Origin of the sequence: Kyrpidia sp. (genome assembly GCF_023512215.1) — a bacterium.
GTDB lineage: Bacteria > Bacillota > Bacilli > Kyrpidiales > Kyrpidiaceae > Kyrpidia > Kyrpidia spormannii.
In genome coordinates, this window is sequence record NZ_JAILZZ010000023.1 from 23,621 (window position 1) to 41,718 (window position 18,098).

The 18,098-nt window shown below is 57.6% G+C and carries 19 protein-coding genes; all 19 read left to right on the forward strand.

The genetic code is table 11. The features are described from left to right. Positions 1–6 precede the first annotated feature (6 nt). On the forward strand, positions 7–753 hold the full coding sequence (locus tag K6T64_RS09635) for a threonine/serine exporter family protein (protein WP_288009881.1): 747 nt from the start codon (positions 7–9) through the stop codon (positions 751–753). After that, a complete protein-coding gene (locus tag K6T64_RS09640) occupies positions 750–1,202 on the forward strand; it encodes a threonine/serine exporter family protein (protein WP_100666506.1) in 453 nt (150 codons plus the stop codon). The genes K6T64_RS09635 and K6T64_RS09640 overlap by 4 nt, the downstream gene beginning before the upstream one ends. Then, positions 1,183–2,679, forward strand: coding sequence for a tRNA lysidine(34) synthetase TilS (tilS, locus tag K6T64_RS09645; RefSeq protein WP_288009883.1), 1,497 nt, complete (start codon positions 1,183–1,185; stop codon positions 2,677–2,679). Before K6T64_RS09640 ends, tilS begins: the two co-directional genes overlap by 20 nt. Further along, entirely contained in the window at positions 2,679–3,236 is a 558-nt protein-coding gene (gene hpt / locus K6T64_RS09650; protein WP_100669073.1) for a hypoxanthine phosphoribosyltransferase, read from the forward strand. Before tilS ends, hpt begins: the two co-directional genes overlap by 1 nt. Before the next feature lie 74 nt (positions 3,237–3,310). Beyond that, complete coding sequence (ftsH, locus tag K6T64_RS09655) at positions 3,311–5,257, forward strand: ATP-dependent zinc metalloprotease FtsH (RefSeq protein ID WP_100666508.1); 1,947 nt, start codon at positions 3,311–3,313, stop codon at positions 5,255–5,257. A gap of 75 nt (positions 5,258–5,332) precedes the next feature. Beyond that, entirely contained in the window at positions 5,333–6,418 is a 1,086-nt protein-coding gene (locus tag K6T64_RS09660; RefSeq protein WP_288009884.1) for an HD-GYP domain-containing protein, read from the forward strand. Between the two features lie 29 nt (positions 6,419–6,447). Further along, a complete protein-coding gene (gene nadB / locus K6T64_RS09665) occupies positions 6,448–8,106 on the forward strand; it encodes an L-aspartate oxidase (protein WP_288009886.1) in 1,659 nt (552 codons plus the stop codon). Then, positions 8,107–8,988, forward strand: coding sequence for a carboxylating nicotinate-nucleotide diphosphorylase (gene nadC / locus K6T64_RS09670; protein WP_100666511.1), 882 nt, complete (start codon positions 8,107–8,109; stop codon positions 8,986–8,988). It begins immediately after the preceding gene. Positions 8,989–9,009: 21 nt separating this feature from the next. Further along, positions 9,010–9,774: a type III pantothenate kinase gene (locus tag K6T64_RS09675; RefSeq protein ID WP_013074173.1), complete on the forward strand. Its 765-nt coding sequence runs from the start codon at positions 9,010–9,012 to the stop codon at positions 9,772–9,774. Positions 9,775–9,825: 51 nt separating this feature from the next. Then, positions 9,826–10,698: an Hsp33 family molecular chaperone HslO gene (gene hslO / locus K6T64_RS09680; protein ID WP_288009888.1), complete on the forward strand. Its 873-nt coding sequence runs from the start codon at positions 9,826–9,828 to the stop codon at positions 10,696–10,698. Positions 10,699–10,711: 13 nt separating this feature from the next. Next, complete coding sequence (folP, locus tag K6T64_RS09685) at positions 10,712–11,893, forward strand: dihydropteroate synthase (RefSeq protein ID WP_288009890.1); 1,182 nt, start codon at positions 10,712–10,714, stop codon at positions 11,891–11,893. Between the two features lies 1 nt (position 11,894). Then, entirely contained in the window at positions 11,895–12,260 is a 366-nt protein-coding gene (folB, locus tag K6T64_RS09690) for a dihydroneopterin aldolase (protein ID WP_100666513.1), read from the forward strand. Next, the gene (gene folK / locus K6T64_RS09695) at positions 12,235–12,774 is read left to right on the forward strand and encodes a 2-amino-4-hydroxy-6-hydroxymethyldihydropteridine diphosphokinase (RefSeq protein WP_288009892.1); all 540 of its coding nucleotides are present in this window, start codon (positions 12,235–12,237) and stop codon (positions 12,772–12,774) included. The genes folB and folK overlap by 26 nt, the downstream gene beginning before the upstream one ends. Further along, positions 12,729–12,953, forward strand: a complete 225-nt coding sequence (locus K6T64_RS09700) for a helix-turn-helix domain-containing protein (RefSeq protein ID WP_288009894.1) — start codon at positions 12,729–12,731, stop codon at positions 12,951–12,953. The genes folK and K6T64_RS09700 overlap by 46 nt, the downstream gene beginning before the upstream one ends. Then, the gene (gene dusB, locus K6T64_RS09705; RefSeq protein WP_170084643.1) at positions 12,950–13,945 is read left to right on the forward strand and encodes a tRNA dihydrouridine synthase DusB; all 996 of its coding nucleotides are present in this window, start codon (positions 12,950–12,952) and stop codon (positions 13,943–13,945) included. The genes K6T64_RS09700 and dusB overlap by 4 nt, the downstream gene beginning before the upstream one ends. 139 nt (positions 13,946–14,084) lie before the next feature. Further along, positions 14,085–14,966: a quinate 5-dehydrogenase gene (locus K6T64_RS09710; RefSeq protein WP_170086723.1), complete on the forward strand. Its 882-nt coding sequence runs from the start codon at positions 14,085–14,087 to the stop codon at positions 14,964–14,966. A 241-nt stretch (positions 14,967–15,207) separates the two neighbouring features. After that, positions 15,208–15,684 (forward strand): transcription elongation factor GreA, encoded by a 477-nt coding sequence (gene greA / locus K6T64_RS09715; RefSeq protein ID WP_013074181.1) that lies wholly within the window; start codon positions 15,208–15,210, stop codon positions 15,682–15,684. Between the two features lie 85 nt (positions 15,685–15,769). Continuing rightward, entirely contained in the window at positions 15,770–17,254 is a 1,485-nt protein-coding gene (gene lysS / locus K6T64_RS09720) for a lysine--tRNA ligase (protein ID WP_288009902.1), read from the forward strand. A gap of 34 nt (positions 17,255–17,288) precedes the next feature. Then, the gene (locus K6T64_RS09725; protein WP_100666518.1) at positions 17,289–17,780 is read left to right on the forward strand and encodes a PaaI family thioesterase; all 492 of its coding nucleotides are present in this window, start codon (positions 17,289–17,291) and stop codon (positions 17,778–17,780) included. Positions 17,781–18,098: the final 318 nt, after the last annotated feature.

Genomic DNA, 18,098 nt, shown 5'->3' on the forward strand with positions numbered 1-18,098 from the left:
AACCACGTGGAGCATATTATGGCCGTCTGTTTACAGGCGGGGTCCATTCTTTTACGAAGCGGGGCGGAAACATCCCGGGTGGAGGAGACGATTGCTCGTCTGGCCCGGGCGGCGGGGGTGGACCGGGTGGACACCTTTGTCACCCTCACCGGAATTTTTATTTGCCTCGAAAAAGATGGGACGTCCTTGACTCGCCTGACCCGGGTACATCAGGTGGGTACCGATCTGCAGCGGGTGACAGAAGTGAATCACCTGTCTCGCCAGTTCGTTCGCGGGGAACTGTCGTTATCTGAGATTCAGGAGCGGTTGACGGCCTTGGAGAGCCGACGCCCCCTCTATCACCCGCTGCTCCGGGCAGCGGCCGCTTTTGTCTCCGCCGGTTCCTATGGCTTTCTCATGTCCGGGAACTGGCGCGTTTTGCTTCCATCGGCCCTGGGCGGGGTTGTGGCCCACTTGGTTTCCCAATGGAACACAAGGGGACAGGGAGGCAACTTTTTGCGCGTTTTTCTGGGTGCGATGATCGGTTCCTCCGCCGGGGTTGGAGCCGCGTTTCTCGATGGCGGCCCGGGCCGGGTCGGTCAAATCGTGGTGGGCGCCACCATCCCGCTGGTTCCGGGTGTGGCGGTGACCACGGCTATTCGAGATCTATTATCCGGGGACCTCTTGTCAGGCATGGCCCGGGGAACCGAGGCGCTGCTTACGGCAGTGGCTATTGCCATGGCGGTGGGGTTAGTACTGGGGGTCGTATTATGACGGGGCCAACGGCGGCCGGGGTGCTGGCGAGTTTCCTTTCCACGGTGAGCTATGCTGTACTGTCGGGCGTTCCACTTCGGGCGCTGTTCCCGGCGGGCCTTGCCGGTGCCCTGGCCTGGACGGTTTACAGCATTGGGTCAGCAGCGGGGATCGGCCCCGTGGCGTCAACTTTTGCAGGGGCTCTCAGTTCCGCATTTTTGGCGGAAGGGCTTGCCAGGCGGATGAGGATGCCTGCGACGTTGTTTCAACTAAGCGGCATCATTCCGTTGGTTCCTGGGATCACCGCCTTCGCCACTATGCGGGATTTTGTAACGGGGGATTACCAGCAAGGTCTAGCCGACGGGACCATGACCGGGTTTTTAGCCGGCGCCATCGCGGCTGGACTGGTATTCGCAGGCACAGCGGTTCGGGGGCTGGGGAGGCGAGCCCGTGATCGACAAGCTCATTGATTGGTTTGACAGGCATCGGGAGCTCCCAACGCTTCGCCGGGTGGTGGTGGCCGTATCCGGGGGCGTCGATTCCATGGTCGCCATGGATTTAATCGGCCAGTTGTCCGGCGCCCTCGGATTCAGTGTGGTGGTGTGCCACGTGGATCACCGCATGCGGCCGGAATCCGAGGATGAACAGCGGTTTGTCGAGGCTGAGGCAGTCCGGCGGGGCTTGACGTTTCACGGGGTTGCCGTGGATGTTCCGGGTCGAATTCGAGCAACGGGCGAATCCCCCCAAGCGGCGGCGCGCGCGTTGAGATATGAGGCGTTGACCCAGTGCGCCCGGGAGGCAGGGGCTGAGGCGGTGGTTTTAGCCCACCATCAGGATGATCAAGCGGAAACGGTGTTGCTTCGACTTCTTCGCGGCGCCTCACCCACGGGTCTGGGGGGGATGAACGAGGTTCGGCGGTCGGGGGATTTGTGGTGGCTGCGCCCTTTCCTCAAGGTGACGAAGGCGGAGCTGGTCGCCTATGCAGCGGATCACGGGATTCCTTATCGCGAGGATCCTTCGAATTGGTCCACGAAGTATCTGCGCAACAAAATCCGCCTGCAATTGATTCCTCTCCTCGAAACGGATTATCAGCCCCGGGTAAAAGACCATTTGGCGCGTTTGGCTCAGATGATACAGGAAGATGAAGCGGTACTCACCTCGATGGCCCTGGAGGCCCGAGACCGGTGTGTAAGGGTGGGATCAGGGAATTATCGAATCGATATCCCGCGGTTTTCCGACCTGCCGGCGGCTTTACAACGCCGGGTCCTTACACTAATATTAGATTATCCCTCTGAGCGGTTGCCCGGGTGGGGAGCGATTCAGGTGGAAGCTCTGCGAAACTTGGCCCTTCACGGCCGCTCGGGAAGCGAGTTGCGGTTGTCCGGTGGTTGGCGGGCACGGCGTGTGTACGACGAGTTGGTGTTCGACCGATTCGGCGAGGAAGGCCGCCCCATCGGGGTTGGCCCTTTAAGTGCATCCCCCATCCCGTTGTCGGTGCCGGGGCGTACCTCTTGCCCGATCCTGGGCGTGACGATCGATGCAACCGTAGTCTCCCGGCAGGAGTGGGAGCTGCGGGCAAGGGCTGAAGCGGCAAACGATCCGGGCGTCGGACCGTCAACTCCCGCCGTGGCTGATTTTGATTGGGAGAGGATGGAGGGACGCCCGCTTTTCATTCGATCGAGACTTCCGGGGGACCGGTTTGCACCCTTTGGTCTTGGAGGCACGAAAAAAATCAAAGACGTATGGATTGACGACAAGGTACCCCGGGAGTTGCGGGACCGGTGGCCTTTACTGGCGGCGGGGCGGGAGATCCTCTGGATTATCGGCTGGCGCCGGTCTGCCCATTGGCCGGTTACCAAGGACACCCAGCGGATTTTGCACGTGGAGGCAACATGGACAAACGAGGAGATTCGAGAGTGGGTCCACAGGAGAACGAGGAAAAACTGATGATGAAGGATCTGGAAACCGTTCTTTATACGGAGGAACAGATCTTGGCGCGGATTCGGAACATGGGGGAACAGTTGACGGCGGAGTATCGGGGAAAGTTTCCGTTGTTGGTCGGCGTTCTCAAAGGGGCGGTCATGTTCATGTCCGACCTGGTCAAACGCATGACGATCCCCCTGGAGATAGACTTTATTGCAATCTCTAGTTATGGAACATCGACTCGATCTTCAGGGGTCGTACGTATTCTCAAAGACTTGGATCGGGATGTGGATGGCCGACATGTGCTGATTGTCGAGGATATCGTCGATACCGGCCTCACTTTGGCTTACCTCCGCGACGTTTTGGTGCGGCGCAACGCGGCCTCGGTTAGGATTGCGGCACTCTTTGATAAACCCGGACGGCGGCAGGTCCCGATCGAGCCGGACTATTGCGGGTTCACCGTGCCCAACGCGTTCATTGTCGGCTACGGCCTCGATTATGCGGAGCGCTACCGTAATCTTCCGGATGTGGGGATTTTAAAAGAGAATGTGTACCGGGGCTCCGATACGCCGCGTACATAAACTCCGGTTCTCGATTGAGAGGGCCGGGGCTCTATGGTACAATTGTTTCCGCCGTGGCCGAGAGGAGGTCAGGAATGAACAAATTCTTCCGGAGCGCCGCATTTTATTTGCTGATATTTTTGGTGACGGTCGGCATCATTAACTTCCTCACTGCCGGCCAGCAAGACCGGCAGGATATCACATATAGCGATTTGATCAAGTATGTCCAACAGGGTTCCGTTCAAAGCATGGATGTGACGTCCGATGGTCTCACCCTCAGGGTGCAAGGCACGCTGACCGATGGTCGGACCTTCACCTCCCGGACGTTGTTTAGTGATCAATTTGTTCAGGATTTGAATAAATTGGCAACCAGCACCGGCGCGAAAATCAAGATCAATCCGCCACAGAAAGAATCGGTGTGGTTGAGCTTCTTGACGTCCATTGTGCCGATTGTGTTGATCTTCGTGCTGTTTTTCTTCCTGTTCAATCAAGCCCAGGGTGGCGGGACCCGGGTGATGAACTTTGGCAAAGCCCGGGCCAAGATGTTTACCGACGACAAGAAAAAAGTCACTTTTAATGACGTGGCGGGGGCCGACGAGGAAAAGGCCGAGTTGGAGGAGGTTGTGGAGTTTTTGAAGGATCCGCGGCGTTTCTCCAGTCTAGGTGCCCGAATCCCAAAGGGGATTCTCCTGGTAGGGCCTCCGGGGACGGGGAAAACGCTGCTGGCCCGGGCGGTGGCCGGGGAGGCGGGAGTTCCTTTTTTTAGTATCAGCGGATCCGATTTTGTTGAGATGTTCGTGGGCGTCGGCGCGTCCCGGGTCAGGGACTTGTTTGAGACGGCGAAGAAAAATGCTCCATGCATTATCTTTATCGACGAGATCGACGCCGTGGGCCGCCACCGTGGCGCGGGCCTTGGCGGAGGCCACGATGAACGGGAGCAGACCTTAAACCAACTGCTCGTCGAGATGGACGGCTTCAGCGGCCACGAGGGGATCATTATCATAGCTGCTACAAACCGTCCGGATATTCTCGACCCTGCCTTGCTTCGACCTGGACGGTTCGATCGCCAGATCACTGTGGATCGCCCGGATGTGAAGGGTCGGGAACAGATTCTTAAGGTGCATGCCCGCAACAAACCGCTGGGACCCGACGTATCCCTCGACGTAATCGCAAGGCGGACTCCGGGGTTTACCGGGGCGGATTTAGAGAACCTGTTAAATGAAGCTGCGCTGTTGGCCGCGAGGCGCAGCAAAAAAACCATTAACATGACCGAAGTCGAAGATGCCATTGACCGGGTCATCGCCGGACCCGAGAAGCGGAGCCGGGTAATCAGTCCGGTGGAGAAAAAGATCGTGGCTTACCATGAAGCGGGCCACGCGGTTGTCGGGTATTTTCTCAAGAATGCCGATGCGGTCCACAAGGTGACCATTATCCCCCGGGGAATGGCCGGAGGGTATACCGTGATGTTGCCGAAGGAAGACCGGTATTTTATGACCCGTTCCGAGATTCTCGATCGGGTGTCGGGTCTTCTCGGCGGGCGGGTAGCCGAGCAGATGGTGCTAGGTGAGATCAGCACTGGCGCACACAATGACCTGGAAAAAGCCACGGAAATTGTCCGTCGTATGGTGACTGAGTTCGGCATGAGTGACAAGTTGGGGCCGATGCAGTTCGGACACCGGCAGGGGCAAGTGTTTCTCGGCCGGGACATCGCTCATGAACAAAACTATTCCGATGCCATCGCCTATGAGATCGATAAAGAGATGCGCAGAATCATCGATGAATGCTATCGGCAGACAGAACAAGTACTCAGCGAGCATCGGGACAAGTTGGAACTATTGGCGCAAACCTTGCTGGAGCGGGAGACAGTGGATGAAGATGAAATTAAACAGTTGATGGAGCACGGGCAGATCATCGATAAGAAAACCGATGTCCGCGTAACCATTCAACCGCGCAATCCTGATCAGGAGGGCGGCGGGGATCCGGCATCTCCGCATGAGGAGGCGCCAGCCGAGGAAAACAAGACTCCGCCTCGCCAAGGGTAACGCGTAGGGTGCCGACCGAGGCGCCCTTTGTCATATTGAAGGACAAGCTGGGGACGGGGTGAGGGGGAGCAGGTTGTGCGGTTGACGTCAGTGAATCGTCTGGTGCCAGGGGATTGCTTGGCCCGACCTGTTTATGACGGGGAGGGACGGGTTCTCGTGGGAGTCGGGGTGCCCATGACGGCGACGATGATTCGGAGGTTAAAGGAACTGGGAGTGTATGCCTTATATCTGGAAGACGCTCGGACAGCGGACGTGGTATTTGGTGACCCCCTTGCCCCTGAACTTCGGAGACGGGCGGTGGAGGTGGTGCGGGAGGTCATGCACCGCCTGACCGAGGGGGACGAAGTAACGAAGCGTTTCGTCCTGCAGAAACAGGCGGCATCCATACGCGGTGTGGTGAATGATCTGGTCGAAGTGGTGCGGGAGAATCCCGAGATTCTCCAACAGGTGGCAGATATCTACACCGCAGACGGCTTTCTTTATCATCATTCAGTGCACGTTGCCATTCTGTCCATCGGATTGGGAATTGAGGCTGGGCTAACCAATGGGCAGCTCCGGGATCTCGGAATTGGAGCTCTGCTTCACGATGTGGGGAAGCTCCGTATCGCACCAGAAATTTTGAATAAGCCCGCCGAACTCACCCGTGAGGAATATGACCTGGTCAAGCGTCACACGACTTATGGATATGAAATTCTTCAGCGACTGGATGCGATATCGATCCCGAGCGCCCAGGTGGCCCTACAGCACCACGAGCGTATAGACGGTAGTGGCTATCCCCTGGGGCTGAAGGGGAATGAGCAGCATCTTTTCGGAAGGATTGCGGCAATTGCAGACGTTTACGATGCCATGACATCACACCGGGTCTACCGCCCGGGGTTCTTGCCCCACGAGGCTTATGAATATATCATGGCGGGATGTGGAACCTGGTACGACAGTGAATTGGTCAAGATTTTTGTCCGGCAGGTTGCGATCTATCCGGTGGGACAAACTGTGCGTTTGAGCACTGGAGAGGTCGGCGTCGTAACGGAGATTCCCCGAGGGTTTCCCCAGCGGCCCCGAGTTCGTGTCCTCTACGATCCTGAGGGGTGCGAATTGGCTCAGCCCTTTGAACGGGATTTGATTCGGGAATTATCTGTGGTCGTTGCCGATGTATTCAGCTAATGAATGAAGTCATCGGAGGGGGAGCAAGGATGGTTGTGCCCCGATACGTGGCATCCGTGGATCCAAGAGAGGCCCCAGCCCATGAGGTGGATGCTGTGGTGATCGGCGCCGGGATCGCCGGGTTATATGCGGCATTGAAGCTGGCCGCCTGGGGCAAAGTGGCGGTTCTATACAAAGGCGCCCCGGAGGACAGTAACACCTTTGCCGCTCAGGGCGGCATTGCTGCCGCGGTGGGTCTCGACGATTCTCCCGATTTGCATGCTCAGGATACCCTGGCTGCCGGAGCCGGCCTCAACGAACCGGAGGCGGTTCGGACGTTGGTAGAAGAGGCGCCCTCTGTCATCCGGGACTTGATCGAGCAAGGTGCCTCCTTTGACCGATCGGACGGGGAGTATGCTTTGACCCGGGAGGCGGCGCACAGTCGTCGGCGGATACTTCACTCGGGGGGCGACGCCACGGGGAAAGGGATTGCTTCCGCGCTCCTGCGGCAGGTTGGTAGACATCCGAACATCACATTGTGGGAACAAACGATGGTTGTCGACCTCTTGACGGTGGGCGGGCGTTGCGTCGGGGCGGTCGCAGTTCAGGAGGATGGCCGGGAAACGGTTTGGCACGTTTTCGTGGGCGCGGCCACCATCTTGGCCACCGGGGGAGCGGGTCAATTGTTCGCCCGGACCACAAACCCTGCAGGGGCTACAGGGGACGGGATCGCCCTGGCCTACCGCGCCGGCGCCGAGGTGAGGGATCTCGAATTTGTCCAGTTCCACCCCACGGCTTATGCAGGTGAAGGTGCTCCCGCCTTCCTTTTGTCGGAGGCTTTGCGGGGAGAGGGAGCGGTGTTGCGCAATCGGGACGGACATCGTTTTCTAGAAAATCACCCACAGCGCGAGTTGGCGCCGAGGGATGTGGTGGCGAGGGCGATTGCCAAAGAGTTAAACCAGGGAGAAGAATCGAGGGTGTACCTTGATATGACCCATCGGCCCGCGGAGTGGCTGAGGGATCGGTTCCCGAATATCTACGATTTTTTACTGGGCCAAGGAGTAGACATGGCCAGGGATTGGATTCCGGTAGCGCCTGCCGCCCACTACATGATGGGCGGCGTGGTGACCGATTTAGACGGGCGGACGACAATTCCTGGGCTTTTTGCTGTCGGTGAAACGGCCTCCACCGGTGTTCAGGGAGCGAATCGATTGGCCAGCAACTCCCTGATCGAGGGAGCCGTCTTCGCCCGACGCGCTGCAGAGCGGGCCCGGCAAGAAGGGTTCCGCCGCCGGCGCTCCTTGTCGCTGAACGGACCGGAAGTCGCAGATGAGGGGTACCCCTCGTCTATTCGCAGCCTACCTGATCCGCGGGTGCCAGGGGCCATTGAATCGTTTCGCCGGGAGCTACAAAGGCTGATGATGAAAGAGGTCGGTGTCTTTCGGTCCGGGGACTCCATCGCCCGGGCCTTATCAGGGCTTGGCCGGTGGCTGCCGTCTTTGGTTTACCCGGTTCGAAATCGTGCCGAGGCGGAATGGGTCAACCTGCTGACCACCGCGTTTCTAGTGGTTGAAGCGGCACAGTTGCGCAAGGAGTCTCGGGGAGCACACTATCGGCATGATTTCCCGGAGACGAACGATACCGAGTGGCGAGCTCATCTCGTGTTTTCTCGGGATCGAGGTGCCTACATCCGGGAGGTGGACAGATAGATGGAACTGGATAAGGAAGAAATCCTGGAGGTGGTCAAACGAGCCCTCCGGGAGGATGTTGGACACGGAGATGTCACCACGCGTCATGTTGTTCCTGCAGGGGCTCGAGCCCGTGGTACGTTTCGGGCAAAGAGTTCGGGTGTGATCGCGGGTTTGCCCGTGGCCCGTCAGGTTTTTGAGATCCTCGATCCCGAAGTCACCTTCCAAGAATCGCTGCGGGAAGGAGAGTCCGTGGGCCCCGGACAGATCGTCGCCGTGGTTGAAGGGCGAGCTTCCTCCATTCTGACGGGGGAGCGGGTGGCACTGAACTTCCTGCAAAGGCTTTCGGGGATTGCCACCAAAACGGCCAAATTCGTGGAGTCGGTCCGGTATTATCATGCGAGGATTACGGACACTCGCAAGACGACTCCGGGCCTCCGCGCGTTGGAAAAGTATGCCGTGCGGGTGGGCGGAGGGTATAATCACCGCTTTGGTCTCTTTGATGCCGTGCTCATCAAAGATAATCACATTGCTGTGGCCGGAGGCGTGAAACAAGCGATCATGGCCGTCAGACGCGGGGCTCCCCATACCATGAAGATCGAGGTCGAGGTGGAAACCTTCGAGCAAATTGACGAGGCACTGGAAGTCAAAGCGGACATTATCATGTTGGACAACATGACGGTGGAGCAGATGAAGGAAGCGGTGGAGCGCATCAATGGCCGGGCGGTGGTCGAAGCATCCGGTGGGGTAACAGAGGAAAACGTGGTAGACATCGCGAAAACGGGTGTTGATTACATATCGGTCGGGGCTTTGACCCATTCATCGACCGCCCTGGATATTTCTCTCGATCTCGATCTGGTTCCCAGCGAAGCTGAGGAGGGCCAGTCGTCGGCGTCCGAATGAACGGTGGAATGAGGGGTAGCCATGTTATTGACGATGGATGTAGGGAACACCAATATTGTGCTGGGTGTCTATAAGGGTCGCGATCTTCTTTATCACTGGCGCATGGCCACTGCCCGGGAAAAAACGGAAGATGAACTGGGCATGATGATTAAAAGCTTATTCGCCGATCAGGGCGTGTCCGTATCGGATATTGACGGCGTCGTGATTTCCTCCGTGGTCCCCCCATTGATGCTGGCCTTGGATCGCATGTCGAAAAAATATTTTCACAAAAAACCGTTAATCATAGGTCCGGGGATTCGCACTGGCCTTCCGATCAAGATCGAAAATCCCAAAGAAGTGGGGGCGGATCGCATCGTCAATTGCGTGGGCGCCATCGAGCTTTACGGGCCGCCTCTGGTGATCGTCGATTTTGGAACGGCCACCACCTTTGACGTAGTGAATGAACGGGGAGAATATTTGGGCGGGCCGATCGCTCCAGGTATCGCGATCTCGGTGGAAGCTTTATTTCAGAGGGCCGCGAAGCTGCCCCGGATCGAGTTGGTCAAGCCCGATCACGTTTTGGGCCGCAATACCATCGACATGATGCAGTCCGGCGTCATCTACGGATTTGTGGGTCAAGTGGACGGGCTCGTAACGCGGATTCGCCGGGAGCTGGGCCTGCCTTTTCGCGTCATCGCGACTGGAGGCCTGGCCGAGTTGATCAGTTCGGAATCGGAAACCATCGAAGAGGTTAACCCTTATTTAACCCTTCATGGCTTGCGGATCATTTGGGAACGAAATCGCTGACCGATGGGTCATCGGCGCGAGAACCGGGATCGACATTCGGGAGGGAAGACTTTGCATGACTACATAGTCCGTGCAGTGGCCCGTTCTGGCAAAGTGCGCGCTTACGCAGCCAGGACGACGGAATTGGTGGAAGAATTGAGGCGGCGCCACGGCACTTGGCCCGTGGTGACAGCTGCCTTGGGCCGGGCAGCCACCGTCGGCGCGATGATAGGGGCCATGCTGAAAGGAGATCAACGTCTCACTGTTCAAGTCATGGGAGACGGCCCCATCGGAACCATCGTTGTGGATGCTGACGCGGCAGGCCGGGTTCGGGGCTTCGCGGATCACCCAAATGTGGATCTCCCGTTGAACGATCAAGGAAAACTTGACGTCGCAGGTGCCGTAGGAAAAGGGGCTCTCTATGTCGTAAAAGATTTAGGATTCGGGGAGCCTTATCGAGGTAGTGTCCCTCTCGTGTCTGGCGAACTCGGGGAGGATTTCGCGTATTACTTCGCGGTTTCAGAGCAATTGCCATCCTCGGTGGGCGTAGGGGTGTTGGTGGATGCACATGGAAGGGTCAAACAGGCCGGCGGATTTATCATCCAGTCATTTCCGGGCCTGTCTGAAGAGGAAACCACCGATCTGGAAGGGGCGCTGACCAGTATCCCATCGGTGACCGCGATGTTGGACCGGGGTGTGACTCCCGAAGAGCTGTTGGCGCATGTGGTCCCGGATGTCCGGGTTCTCGATCGGGTACCCGTTGCGTTTCGGTGCAGGTGTTCTCGACAACGGATCGAAAGGATTTTGGTGGCTCTGGGCAAGGAAGAGCGAGAATCCCTTTGCCAGGAACAAGGCGGCGCCGAAGTTCGGTGCCAGTTTTGTGGGAAGGTGTACCGGTTTAGTTGTGAAGCACTTCGGGCTTTGGACGAAGGACGATCGGTGTAGGAGGCGATAGGCAGTGGGGGGGAAGGTTCGCGGAGCTTGGGTGGTTTACCTCGACACCCCGGAGTTGTGGCGAGAGGAGTGGCGGCTAATCGGGGATGATCCGGTGGACACGCCGGCAACCGGGGGACTAACAAGTCTATTTCCCCTGCAGGTACGTTTGGACTGGGAAGATGGGGTGGAATCCGATGTACGGCTATTGGGGATTTTTTCCGAGACCGGGTGCCAGGTGAGCGCCGGCCGTCGCCACTGGATTGTGACAGCGGCTAAGGAACAGCTCTTCCAGGCGGCGGATCGTCTTTTAGAAACACCGGGAGACCCAGGGGCGGCCGAGGTCGGCACCGCTCTGCGGGATGCTGTGCAACGGTCGGAAAGAGCGCGAAAACCGTTGACAGTGGGACCCTGGACCTGGGGTTGGGAGCGTACCCTCGTCATGGGGATCCTCAATGTCACTCCGGATTCCTTTTCGGACGGGGGGCGGTTCAACGACCTGGAAAGGGCTTTGGCCCACGCCCGGGAAATGGTGGCTCAGGGGGCGGACATCATCGATATCGGCGCGGAGTCGACTCGCCCCGGCCATTCGCCGGTTAGCGCCGAGGAGGAATTGCGGCGTCTGTTGCCAGTGGTACGGGCGGTGGCCCGGGAACTTGATGTGCCGATTTCTGTCGATACGTACAAAGCCCAGGTAGCCGAGGCCGCGATTCGGGAGGGGGCGCACGTGGTGAACGACGTCTGGGGGCTGAAGCGGGATCCGCGAATGGCCCCGCTGGTGGCGCGCCTCGGCGTTCCCGTGATTGTGATGCATAATCGACAGGCGCCTGTCGAGCGCGACCCCATTGGGACGCTCCTCCAGGACCTGTGGGAGTCGGTGCAGTTGGCGAGGCGAGCGGGTGTACGGGAGGAACAGATTATTCTCGATCCCGGCATCGGATTCGCAAAGACTTATGAGCAAAATCTGCTCATCATGCGGCGTCTGCGGGATGTCCGGGCTCTGGGTTATCCCGTTCTCCTCGGGACATCGCGAAAATCGATGATCGGTCGGACGCTCAATTTGCCCGTTGACCGTCGGGTGGAGGGAACCGCCGCAACGGTGGCCTTAGGCGTTGCCTTAGGCATGGATATCGTTCGCGTTCACGATGTACCGGAGATGGTGCGGACCGTTCGCATGACCGAGGCCATGATCGGAAGGGGGGCGTGAAGTGGACGCAATCAGCCTGCTCGGGATGGAATTTTACGCTTACCACGGCGTGTTCCCCGAGGAACAGGTTCTGGGGCAGAGATTTATCGCAGACGTACACTTACATTTTTCTACGCGGGCTGCGGGACAGTCTGATGATCTTCGTGATACACTGGATTATGCAGAGATTTACCGGGTGATCCGGGAGACGGTGGAAGGAAAAAAATACCGCTTGTTAGAAGCGGTCGCCGAGCGAATCGCCGACGCCCTGTTGATGCGTTGGCCGGTGGAAGGCGTACGGGTAAAACTTGTGAAACCATCTCCGCCTTTTCCCGGCACGATGCAGGGGGTGGCGGTGGAGATTGAACGCTTCCGAAACGATGCATGACGTGTACCTCGGGCTCGGGGCAAACCTTGGCGATCGGGAGACGTACCTCCGCCAGGCCGTGACTGGTTTACAACGAGACCTTGAACCGATTCGCATGAAGCTCTCTTCTCTTTATGAGACCGATCCCGTTGGGGTCGAACACCAGCCGTTATTCTTGAATGCCTGTCTGTTTTTGCGGACGGCGGCCCCTTTGCAAGTTGTTCACCAAGTCGCCCGGGACACGGAGACCCGACTCGGCAGGACTCGAACAATCCGATGGGGCCCCCGAACCATTGACATCGATATCCTTTTGTTCGATAACCTAGTGGTGAACACGCCGGAGTTACAGATTCCTCATCCCCGGATGCACGATCGCATTTTCGTGATGGTTCCCATGGCAGAGTTGGCTCCCGAACTCCGCCATCCTGTGCTCGGGCAAACGATGGCGGAGATTGCTGAACAGGCCCGCAAGAAGGGTGGGATTCGCCGATGGAAAATCGGTTGGGAAGGAGAATACGCGCCTTTCGAAAACTGAAGAATCTCACCCAGCGAGAGTTGGCAGATCGGATTCATCTCTCGGTTGCGGTCCTGGGCGCTATCGAGCGGGGGGCCAAGATCCCGTCGCCGCATGTGTTGCGGGCCATCGGGGAAGCCTTGGGGATCGACGAACAGGAGTTAGTCGGCGGCATCCAGGGTGGAGGTGATACCGTTTGATCAAAACTGATCTCCGCATTGGCGATGTGCAGTTGGACAACAATGTGATTCTTGCTCCCATGGCCGGGGTTTCCAATCCCGCCTTTCGCATTCTGGCGAAAGAAATGGGGGCGGGGATGGTCTGTGCTGAAATGGTGGCAACCAAAGGGATCGTGAATGCGAATGCGAAAACGTTGCGCATGCTCCATATTTTGCCAGACGAGCATCCCGTGAGCCTCCAGCTGGTGGGGAGCGACCTGGATTCTATGGTGCGGGCCGCCGAGACTGTAGGGACCGCCACCAACGCGGATGTGATCGACATTAACATGGGTTGTCCTGTGTTGAAGATTTATAAGAACGGTTCCGGCGCGGCGTTGGCCCGGGACCCGGACTATGCCGCTCGAATCGTACGAGCGGTTGTGCAGACGGTGGACAAACCAGTCACGGTAAAGTTCCGTAAAGGCTGGGATGACGACCATGTCAACGCGTTGGAGGTTGCCCTGGCCGTGGAGGAAGCCGGTGCAAAAGCTGTCACGGTTCACGGGCGAACGGCTAAACAGATGTACAGCGGTCACGCCGATTGGTCGATCATTCGGCAGGTCAAAGAGGCGGTGCGAATTCCTGTTATCGGAAATGGAGACGTATCTACCCCGGAAGCGGCCGCGCAAATGCTACAGGAAACTGGCTGCGACGGTGTCATGATCGGCCGGGGCGCTCTCGGCAATCCCTGGATTTTCCGAGAAACGGTGCATTATCTCAAAACGGGGCAGAAGCTCCCTTCACCAGGCGTTGATGAAAGGATTCGAGTGTGTCTTCGACATCTGGAGTTGCTGGTGGCAGAAAAGGGGCCTTGGATCGGCGTCCGCGAAATGAGAAAGCATGCTGGCTGGTATATCAAGGGGCTGCCGGACGCGGCATTGATGCGTCAGCAGTTAAACGAGGCAGAAACCGAAGAGCAGATGAGGAGTTTGTTAGAAGGATATGCCGAACGATTGACCCGCCGGGTCGGCTGACGGGTATGCCGCTGCCCGGCCCGGTACATACTAGGGCGGTCAGATTGAACAAACCTTCCTCTGATGGGAAGGGGTGACCACCCTGAGACATGTTGTCAGTGTGAGTCTGGGCTCGTCTCGACGGAATCACCGCGTGATCATGGAATGGGACGGCCAGATGTTGGTCATTGAACGAATCGGTACTGATGGGGATGTCCGCCGTGCCATGGCTGCCATTCGGGAATGGGATGGACGAGCGGCTGCCATCGGGCTGGGAGGGATCGACCGTTATCTGTACGTCGGCGGAAGACGGTATGTGTTCCGGCAAGCCGAGCGGCTGGCGCGCTTGGCTCACAAGACGCCAGTTGTGGATGGCAGTGGTCTAAAACACACGTTAGAACGCCGGGTGGTCCGTCAGCTGGCGGAAGATCCGCAGGTCGCACTGCGCCGGAAGAATGTTCTTCTCGTGAGTGCGGTGGACCGTTTTGGTATGGCTGAAACCCTGGTCGCTGAGGGGTGCCGGGTGACGTTTGGGGACCTCATGTTCGGCCTCGGTATCCCTGTACCGCTGCATTCTCTCCAAACGCTGAACCGAATGGGCCACGTCCTCGGTCCCGTTGTTACACAACTGCCGATTCACTGGCTGTATCCCACCGGGCAGCGGCAGGAGCAGATTCGCCCTAAGTACCGCCGAGTGTATCGGAGGGCGGACGTGATCGCCGGGGATTTTCATTATATACGCCGGCATCTGCCCGAAAGGCTGGAAGGTGTTTGGATCCTGACGAATACGGTGACCCGGGAAGATGAGCAATTGTTGCGCCGGCGGGGCGCGGGAGGGCTCATCACCACCACACCTGAATGGGAAGGGCGCTCGTTTGGCACGAATGTGCTGGAGGCTGTTTTTGTCGCCATGGCAGGGGAACCTCCTGCACTGCTCGGGTCCGGGCGCAACCTGTACCCGGATGAGTCTTTCTACCACTACTGGTTGGAGCGGCTGGGAGTACGTCCGAGGATTACTTGCTGGGGGGCGGGCGTTGATTGACGATCTAAACATTTCGTTCGTATAATAGGGGCGCGGTCGACCGAGTGCCCTGCAAGCACTGTCAACCTCCCATGCGTTGACGGTGCTTTCTAGCTCATTGAGGCGTGATACGGTATAATGGCACAACAGCGCCGTTCTTGTAAGATTGAATAAAGCCTTCGTTCTTGTCATACGATGCTATACACGTTGACTGGGAGAGCATAAGGGATTTTTCATTCCGCGTGGAGAAGGAGCGACCTGTATGTCGGAAAAAGAAGTGCTGCTAACCCCTGGGGGGTTGCAGAAGCTGGAAGAAGAATTGGAATATCTTAAATCGGTAAAACGCCGTGAGGTGGCTGAACGCATAAAAACGGCTATCAGCTACGGGGATATCAGTGAAAACTCGGAATACGAAGACGCAAAGAATGAACAAGCCTTTGTAGAAGGGCGTATCATTACCTTAGAGAAAATGCTGCGCAACGCGCGGATCATTAAGGATAGTGATGTGGATACCGATGTGGTGAGCATTGGGTCGACCGTTTCCCTTAAGGATCTCGAGTTCGGTGAGGTGGTGGAATACACCATCGTCGGCTCTGCGGAATCGGATCCGGTAGAAAACCGGATCTCCAACGAATCTCCCGTGGGCCGGGCGCTGCTTGGGCGGCGGGTGGGCGAAGTCGTCAATGTGGAGGTGCCGGACGGCGTGCTCCAATATGAAATTTTACAGATTAAGAAGTGAACCGATTTAACAGGAGTTGAAGGAGCGCATGACGGATCAAGATGGGCGCCGAAGGCCCGGGTTAACGGAAGAAACGAGTGAGGAGTTGTCCTCCCAGGAGATCGACCACCTGATGCAGGTACGGCTTGAAAAAGTCGAGAAACTCCAGGAGATGGGTGTAGAACCCTTTGGACATCGGTGGGTGCCTACGCATACCGCGGCCCAGGTGCTGGATTTTGCAGGAGATCGGTCAAAGGAGGAATTGGAACAAGAAGGACTTCATGTGCGGGTGGCCGGCCGAATCATGACCAAGCGCGGCCACGGAAAAGCCAGTTTTGCCCACATCCTCGATCGGAGCGGACAGATCCAGATTTACGTCCGCCTGGACCGGGTGGGGGAATTCGCTTACCAAGTATTCGACATGCTCGATTTAGGCGATATCATTGGCGTAGAAGGGGAAGTGTTGCGGACCAATCGGGGCGAAGTGACGATTTTTGCCGACCGGGTGGAACTGTTGACGAAGTCTCTCAGACCGCTTCCCACGAAATGGCACGGACTCAAGGATGTCGAATTGAGGTACCGACATCGCTATGTCGATTTGATCGTCAACCCCCAAGTTCGGGAGACCTTCGTTTTACGGAGCCGCATCATTCGGGTGATGCGCCGATTCTTGGACGATCACGGCTTCCTGGAAGTGGAAACTCCGACGATGCAGAGCGTGGCGGGCGGGGCGGCGGCCCGCCCTTTCGTGACCCACCACAACGCGCTGAATATGGAACTTTACATGCGGATCGCCATGGAGTTGCACCTGAAGCGGTTGATCGTAGGCGGCTTAGAACGGGTGTATGAGATCGGGCGGGTATTCCGAAATGAGGGGATATCGACAAAACATAACCCGGAGTTCACAATGATGGAGTTGTACCAAGCCTATGCGGATTACCGGGATATGATGGACCTTACCGAGAGCCTGATCGCCACCATCGCTCGGGAGGTGTTGGGAACGACTCAGATCCAGTATCAGGGTCAGGCGGTCGACCTCACGCCACCGTGGCGAAGGGAATCTATGATGGACTTGATTCAGCATTATACGGGCATTGACTTCCGCCAGGTATCCGGGACGGAACAGGCGCGACAGCTGGCTGAGAATTGCGGTGTCAAGATCGACCCGGGGATGGAATTCGGCCACATTGTGAATGAGTGCTTTGAACAGAAAGTGGAGCAGCATCTGGTACAGCCGACTTTCGTCTACGGGTACCCGGTGGAGATCTCCCCCCTAGCTAAACGCAGTGCTGCGGACCCGCGGTTGACGGATCGGTTTGAACTGTTTATCGTGGGTAGGGAGCATGCCAACGCTTTTTCGGAGCTGAACGATCCCGTCGATCAGAGGAAGCGCTTCTTGGATCAACTGGAGGAGCGCGCCAAGGGAAACGATGAAGCTCACGAGATGGATGAGGATTTTGTGACGGCGTTGGAATATGGAATGCCGCCCACGGGAGGCCTCGGGATCGGGGTGGACAGGCTGGTCATGCTCTTGACCGACCAAGCTTCGATTCGGGACGTATTGTTGTTTCCCTTGATGCGGGATCGTTGATGAGCCGCGAAAGTTCCAAGGGGGGGGATAGCCATTGGATGAAGAACAATTACTAAAAGAAGCCAGGAACAACCCTTGGTTTCCGGAGCTGCTTCAGATTGCCGCACGAAGACGCCCGACCTTTTTGGCCAGCTTGTTCGATCCCCAGGTGGAGTATTTGGCGAATGATTCTGTGGTAATCCGGATGAAGATCACGGAGCTTTTATACAATAATCTGCAGATTGTTCACGGGGGGATCACGGCGACACTCGCGGATACGGCCATGGGGCTGGCTGCCTATCACGCAAGTGGGCGGCCATCGGTGACTTTGTCGCTGACGGTGAACTATTTGCAACCTGGTTTGGGCAAGGAGCTGGTGGCGAAAGCGTCTGTCGTCCATCGAGGAGGCAGGGTAATCACGACGCGATGCGACGTGTTTAATGACGAAGGGGAAATTATCATCCAGGCCACCGGGACGTTTTACGCGCTCAAAGAAGGCCAGATTACCGATGGGTTGTCCTCGAGCTCGGGTGATGCGACTTTGTAAGGCGTCGCCGGCCTGTTGGTTGCAACAAGTACCCCGCAGACGGAATCCCCCCGCCGGGGGTGGTCAGCAGGTTGTTCCTAGACAACGGGATCTGAGGCTCCGCGACCAGAAGGCGTCCGGATGTGCATGGGTTCGCCAACGGAGTGTTCGGGGACCCGCAGGCCCTTGTCACGAAAGGACCGGCGTGATATAATAGATAATGCTCTCAAATGGGGCTGTCCCTAGGGGGCTGGAAAGCGAGGCGCGGCAGACGTCGCGGGCGTTTCCACGAACTACCGGTTGCATCATCAGCCGGGATTTGATAAAGTATCTCTTGTC

What these genes read in the sequence shown, in the direction of transcription:
- nadC (WP_100666511.1), top strand. Translation starts at nt 8,107, where the DNA reads ATGGAACTGGATAAGGAAGAAATCCTGGAGGTGGTCAAACGAGCCCTC.
- greA (WP_013074181.1), top strand. Translation starts at nt 15,208, where the DNA reads ATGTCGGAAAAAGAAGTGCTGCTAACCCCTGGGGGGTTGCAGAAGCTG.
- K6T64_RS09700 (WP_288009894.1), top strand. Translation starts at nt 12,729, where the DNA reads ATGGAAAATCGGTTGGGAAGGAGAATACGCGCCTTTCGAAAACTGAAG.
- K6T64_RS09640 (WP_100666506.1), top strand. Translation starts at nt 750, where the DNA reads ATGACGGGGCCAACGGCGGCCGGGGTGCTGGCGAGTTTCCTTTCCACG.
- hpt (WP_100669073.1), top strand. Translation starts at nt 2,679, where the DNA reads ATGATGAAGGATCTGGAAACCGTTCTTTATACGGAGGAACAGATCTTG.
- nadB (WP_288009886.1), top strand. Translation starts at nt 6,448, where the DNA reads ATGGTTGTGCCCCGATACGTGGCATCCGTGGATCCAAGAGAGGCCCCA.
- K6T64_RS09710 (WP_170086723.1), top strand. Translation starts at nt 14,085, where the DNA reads ATGGAATGGGACGGCCAGATGTTGGTCATTGAACGAATCGGTACTGAT.
- ftsH (WP_100666508.1), top strand. Translation starts at nt 3,311, where the DNA reads ATGAACAAATTCTTCCGGAGCGCCGCATTTTATTTGCTGATATTTTTG.
- K6T64_RS09675 (WP_013074173.1), top strand. Translation starts at nt 9,010, where the DNA reads ATGTTATTGACGATGGATGTAGGGAACACCAATATTGTGCTGGGTGTC.